The organism is Enterobacter mori, from assembly GCF_025244905.1.
GTDB lineage: Bacteria > Pseudomonadota > Gammaproteobacteria > Enterobacterales > Enterobacteriaceae > Enterobacter > Enterobacter mori_A.
On the sequence record NZ_CP104285.1, the window covers coordinates 2204995 to 2210813 of the forward strand.

The 5819-nt window shown below is 52.2% G+C and carries 5 protein-coding genes; 2 read left to right on the top strand and 3 right to left on the bottom strand.

From position 1 onward, the window contains the following. Entirely contained in the window at window positions 1-1002 is a 1002-nt protein-coding gene (gene gap, locus N2K86_RS10560) for a type I glyceraldehyde-3-phosphate dehydrogenase (RefSeq protein WP_260661465.1), read from the bottom strand. Between the two features lie 189 nt (window positions 1003-1191). Here gap and cybB point away from each other — a divergent pair, with 189 nt between their 5' ends. Further along, a complete protein-coding gene (gene cybB, locus N2K86_RS10565) occupies window positions 1192-1722 on the top strand; it encodes a cytochrome b561 (protein WP_260661466.1) in 531 nt (176 codons plus the stop codon). A 76-nt stretch (window positions 1723-1798) separates the two neighbouring features. Here cybB and N2K86_RS10570 read toward each other — a convergent pair whose 3' ends face one another. Then, complete coding sequence (locus N2K86_RS10570; protein ID WP_260661467.1) at window positions 1799-2866, bottom strand: oxidoreductase; 1068 nt, start codon at window positions 2864-2866, stop codon at window positions 1799-1801. A 13-nt stretch (window positions 2867-2879) separates the two neighbouring features. Beyond that, window positions 2880-3623, bottom strand: coding sequence for a DeoR/GlpR family DNA-binding transcription regulator (locus N2K86_RS10575; protein WP_023311644.1), 744 nt, complete (start codon window positions 3621-3623; stop codon window positions 2880-2882). 738 nt (window positions 3624-4361) lie between these two features. Here N2K86_RS10575 and N2K86_RS10580 point away from each other — a divergent pair. Then, the gene (locus N2K86_RS10580) at window positions 4362-5699 is read left to right on the top strand and encodes a TolC family outer membrane protein (RefSeq protein WP_260661468.1); all 1338 of its coding nucleotides are present in this window, start codon (window positions 4362-4364) and stop codon (window positions 5697-5699) included. Window positions 5700-5819 lie beyond the last annotated feature (120 nt).

The following is a 5819-nucleotide window of genomic DNA, read 5'->3' on the forward strand; positions in this document are numbered from 1 at the left end:
TTACAGCGACGCGTATTTATCCAGCGTACGCACCAGCTGCGTGACGAAACCGTACTCGTTGTCATACCAGGCAACGGCTTTCACCAGCTGAACATCCCCGGCTTCGGTCACTTCGGTCTGCGTGGCATCAAACACCGAACCATAATGGGAGCCGATCACGTCTGAAGAGACAATCTCTTCATCGGTATACCCAAAGGATTTATTGCCGAGCGTCGCTTTTTTCAGCGCGGCGTGGATCTCCTCAACCGTCACTTTTTTCTCCAGAATCGCCACCAGCTCCGTCACCGAACCGGTTTTCACCGGCACGCGCTGGGCGTGACCCTTCAGTTTGCCGCTGAGCGCGGGGATCACCAGACCAATGGCTTTCGCAGCCCCGGTGGTGTGCGGAATGATATTTTCCGCCGCCGCGCGTGAAGCGCGAAGATCCTTCCCGCGTGGGCCGTCCACCAGCGCCTGCGTCCCGGTGTAGGCGTGAATGGTCGTCATCGTGCCCACCTTAATGCCAAAGGCATCGTTCAGGGCTTTAGCCAGCGGCGCGAGGCAGTTTGTTGTGCAGGAGGCGACAGAGACGATGGTATCGCTGGCATCGAGCGTGTCGTCATTCACGTTGAACACAATGGTTTTCATCTCACCCGCAGGCGCGGAGATCAGCACCTTTTTAGCGCCTGCATCCAGATGGGCGCGGGATTTTTCTTCAGAGGTATAAAAACCGGTGCATTCGACGACGATATCCACGCCTGCCGTTTTCCACGGAATATGTTTAGCCTCTTTTTCGGCGTAAACCGAAATCGATTTTCCATCAACAATCAGCGAGTCTTCCGTGAAATCCACGCTCCATGGAAAACCGCCGTAGTTGGAATCGTGTTTGAGCAGATAGGCAAGCACCTTCGGCGAAGTGAGATCGTTAATAGCGACGACGGTGTTGCTGTCCTGGGTTTCAAGAAGGCGACGCAGGACAAGGCGTCCGATGCGTCCAAAACCGTTAATACCAATTTTACTCATCGTATTCTCCTGGTGGACATGTCGATGCGACAGTTGAACTCATCCAGGCTTAGACTATGAAGGGCCCGGCGGCAATTGAAGATGCTTCATGCGCGGGGAAGTATTTGAAAAACCATACAGAAAACTTAATGAATTTTTAAGGAAAGCGGATTATGTTGGCGCTGTATTTGTCATTTATCAGGAAATCACATGCGCACTAAATATACAGGCCTGCAGATAGGTATTCACTGGCTGGTGTTTCTGTTAGTTATCGTGGCCTACTGCGCCATGGAATTCAGAGGCTTTTTTCCGCGAACCGCTCGCCCGCTGATTAACATGATCCACGTTTCCTGCGGGATCTCCATCCTGGTACTGATGGTGGCACGCCTGCTTATTCGTCTCAAATACCCGGCTCCGCCCATTCAGCCAAGACCGAAAGCGATGATCACCGGCCTGTCGCACCTTGGACACCTGATCGTTTACCTGCTGTTTATTGCATTGCCGCTGATTGGCATTGTGATGATGTACAACCGGGGCAATGACTGGTTTGCCTTTGGTATGGTGATGCCGCATGCGGCGGAAGGGAATTTTGACCTGGTGGATGCGCTGAAAGAGTGGCACGTCACGCTGGCCAATTTGGGCTATTTCGTGATTGGTCTTCACGCCCTTGCGGCGCTGATGCATCACTATTACTGGAAAGATAATACCCTCCTGCGCATGATGCCGAAAAAGCGTTCATAGTCTTTAACGCTTGCCGGGGGCGGCCTACATTTGCATCGTAGGCCGGGTAAGGCGTAGCCGCCACCCGGCTTGTTTTTTAACGCAGCAGAGCACGCTCTTCAGCTGTTAATTCCAGCGTCTGGGTTGACCCTGTTTCAGATGACCTTACCGCCGCTTCCAGCACCGCCATTACCGCCAGCGCTTGAACCGGATGAACCGGGTTCTCGATTTTGCCCGTCAGCGCATCACGCACGTTAATGTAATACTGGCGCTGATCGCCTTTCGGTGTCGTTATCGTCTGCGGTTCGCCATCAGCCCCGAAGAACACCATACTGTCGCTGTCTTCGCCCCAGGTTTCACTGCCGGGCGTCACCCCTGAGAGCAACTGCGCTTCCTGCTGATCGATTCTGGCTTTTACCACGCTGCCCTTGTCCCCGTGGACGGTAAAGCGCGCCGTACCGCCAGCCACCAGCATGCTGGCGTGCAGAACAACCTTATGCTCAGGGTAGTTTAAGACCACGTGCGCCCAGTCATTAATCTCTGCGCCATCACGCAGCGTTGCGATATTCCCCTGAACTGACTCTGGCAGGCCAAAGAGCTGTAGCGTCTGGTCAATCAGGTGAGGACCCAGATCAAACCACAGACCGCTCCCGGGGACGTTCTGCTCACGCCAGCGCACGCGCACTTCCGGGCGGAAGCGGTCAATATGCGATTCCAGGTGTTTAACCTTTCCGAGCGTGCCTTGCTCAATAATCTGCTTAATGCCGAGGAAGTCACTGTCCCAGCGGCGGTTGTGGAAGACGGAGAGCAGAAGCTGCTTTTCATCCGCCAGCGCAATCAGGTCGCGGGCTTCCTGCATGTCGAGGGTAAAAGGCTTATCCACGACCACGTGTTTACCCGAGTTCAGGGCCAGCGTCGCCAGCGGGGCGTGCGTGGCATTGGGGGAGGCAATCACCACCAGATCGATATCAGGATGCTGAATGGCCTCTTCCGGTGTCGCCACCACCTGTACGTCCGGCAGATCGCGTTTAACCTTCTCTTCATCACGAGAAGAGACCACTGCCAGCGTAATCCCGTCCACGGACTGGATCAGCGGGGCATGGAAGGTTTTACCGACAAATCCATACCCGATCAGCGCAATGTTGATTGTTTGAACGTTACTCATGACCTTCTCCACGTTAATTTGCGCACACCGTAACCTGCAATGCGCTATGGTCCCCAAGCTCAGGCCAGGGACGATCTAAAAAGAGTTGTTGAATGCTGGATAACCCGGAAACCAGATACGGCTCGCAGCGGTTAATTTTCAGGTGATCGGCGACAATCCAGTGCGCATGGCTTGCGTCGAGCATCGCGCGTTTCACCTCGGCATCCGCTTCTTTACCGGCGCTCAAGCCGAGTTCAGCATGAATAGCGCACGCCCCAAGAATGGCGATATCTGCCCGATAACGGGACAGCAAAGACAACGTGGCGCTTCCGGCAAACAGTCGCTGCTTATGGTCCCATTTCCCGCCGAGCAGGATCAGTTCAATGTCTTCCCGGTCACTAAAATGCTGGGCGATATCCAGCGAGGGGGTAATAACGGTGAGCGGCCCCTGAAGAAATGTGGCGACGGCCATCACCGTGCTTCCGGCATCCAGAAACAGAGTGGAGCCCGGTGGAACCTGCTGTGCGACCTGTTTACCCAGGCGCTGTTTGGTTTCCGGCAGCAGCGTATTCCGGCCCTGACGATTCATGGCGGAGAGGTTGAGCGCGATGGCTCCGCCGTGGTTCTTCTGCGCAAGGCCCTGGTTTTCCAGGTCGGTCAGATCCCGACGGATGGTATCCGCCGAAACCTGCAGCTTTTCGGCCAGTTCGGTGATGCTGGCCTGGCCTTGCTCGCTGAGGATATCCAGGACGTAGCGTTGACGAGCGGTTTTGTGCATGGGAGTACATTCCTGCAAAATATCGCAATAGTTTGCATAATACAGCATTTTGACGCAGAGAGAAGGGGAATGTGGTCATGACGGTGTACCGCAGGGTGATGATTCAGATGAGTGATTATTAAAATTGTATTAAGCAGGTATAAAAAAGCCGTTTTGAATGTGAAGCATAATGTTATTGTTATGTTTTATTTAACGATTTGGATTATGTAACCAGGTTATTGCCATTGCGTGGTGTTAAAGTCTATTAAAATTAACCAATATAGAGTTTAACTCTTTTAATTTATTTTTATAAAGCTTTTAATTCTGAATATACCCCTTTGGTTACTTAAATTGACACTTCTTTGAAAATCTTTGTGTCTGACCCGCTCCGAAATTAACGCAAAATTGTGCACAGAAAGAATTAAGAATTTTCCTTAGATAACAGGGGGTTTATATGTTTCATCTGAAAGGATACTTTTAGGGTTTTGTCCAGAAACCTCATATTTTTTCTTGCTTGTAACACCACATTAACATTGTGGGTGTAGTGGGCTATACCACATTTTGTTATGCTGCTAACCAGTTTAAGAAATAAGTAAATTCTTAATTAAAATAAGGCGCAGGCAGATCTCATCTCCAATGGAAATGGGTATGGGGATTATTACCTAAATTCAGCACGGTAGCTAAATAAGATATTTGTCTAATTATCTATACCTCTTTTTGGGTATTTGCTTGAGTATCACTCAGAGTCAGGGAGATAACATGACGATATTACGAAAGCCTATGTTACGCCGATTTACAGCAGCACTGGCATTCATTTCATTAGCCATAAATACGGCGTACGCCAATAGTAATCAGGTGGGTATTGCCCCGGTGGCAACAACAACCTTAAAAGAAAGTATTCTTTTTGCTATCGATCGCGACCCGTCAATTAGTCAGCAGGCCGCGCAATTAGGTATTGGCCAGGCACAAATAGATGAAGCGCGCAGCGGCTGGATGCCGCAAATAGCATTGAACGGAAGTACAGGGCACAGCCAGACCACCGATTCCAGCGGGTCGCTGAAGAATTCAGCCGCCTGGGGGCTGAGCCTGACGCAGTTGCTGTACGATTTTGGCAAAACCAATAACAGCATCAGCCAATCTTCCGCCCAGCGTGATAGCTACCGCTATCAGCTGATGGGCACGCTATCGGACGTGGCGGAAAAAACGGCGCTGAGCTATGTAGAGGTCAAACGCTATTCCGATCTGCTGCAGGCGGCAATAGATAACGTGCAGGCGCTCAAAAACGTCGAACAGCTGGCAACGCTGCGCGCAGACGCGGGCGTGAGTTCCACCTCCGATGAGCTCCAGACCCGCACGCGTATTGCCGGCATGCAGGCGACGGTCGCGCAGTATAACGCCGCCTTAAACAGCGCGCGCGCAAGGCTTGCGGTATTAACCGGGATGCAGGCAGACGCCTTTTCGCCAGTGCCTTCGAACCTCGCGGTTGAGCCAGATTCGCTCAATCGTATTGATTATTCGTTAATACCGGCTGTGATGGCCGCGCAGAACATGGAACGTTCGGCCCAGTATGGCGTGGAAACGGCGAAGTCCCAGCACTGGCCGACGTTAAGCCTGAAAGGGGGACGCACCCGTTACGAATCGGACAACCGTTCATACTGGGACGACCAGATACAGCTCAACATCGATGCTCCGCTGTATCAAGGGGGCGCGGTTTCCGCTCGCGTTCGGCAGGCGGAAGGCGCTCGGGCCATGGCCTCCTCTCAGGTCGATCAGGCACGTTTCGATGTTTTGCAAAAAGCCTCCGTCGCACAGGCTGACTGGACCGGCGCCCGGGGAAGAATGGAGGCCGGAAAACAGCAGCTGGAAAATGCCCTGCGCGCCCGCGATGTCTATAAAAATGAATATACCCTGAGCAAGCGGAGCATTAACGATTTGCTCAGCGTTGAACAGGATGTCTGGGCCGCCACCTCCGCAAAAATAATGGCTGAATATGACGGCTGGAGTTCGGCGATTAACTATGCTTCTGCGGTTGATAATTTGATGCCGCTTATCGGAATAGAGAAAAACGCTGCCGCAAAATTACCCGATTTGAGTTAAAAATAGACGCGTCGTTCTGCGCGAAATAAGTCTAACAATAATGGGTGTTTTTTCCCAGGGATAGCTACATCCATCTGGTGGATATATCCACAGGAATCCGTACACCTGCAAGGAGAGAAT

What these genes read in the sequence shown, in the direction of transcription:
- gap (WP_260661465.1), bottom strand. Translation starts at nt 1,002, where the DNA reads ATGAGTAAAATTGGTATTAACGGTTTTGGACGCATCGGACGCCTTGTC.
- cybB (WP_260661466.1), top strand. Translation starts at nt 1,192, where the DNA reads ATGCGCACTAAATATACAGGCCTGCAGATAGGTATTCACTGGCTGGTG.
- N2K86_RS10570 (WP_260661467.1), bottom strand. Translation starts at nt 2,866, where the DNA reads ATGAGTAACGTTCAAACAATCAACATTGCGCTGATCGGGTATGGATTT.
- N2K86_RS10575 (WP_023311644.1), bottom strand. Translation starts at nt 3,623, where the DNA reads ATGCACAAAACCGCTCGTCAACGCTACGTCCTGGATATCCTCAGCGAG.
- N2K86_RS10580 (WP_260661468.1), top strand. Translation starts at nt 4,362, where the DNA reads ATGACGATATTACGAAAGCCTATGTTACGCCGATTTACAGCAGCACTG.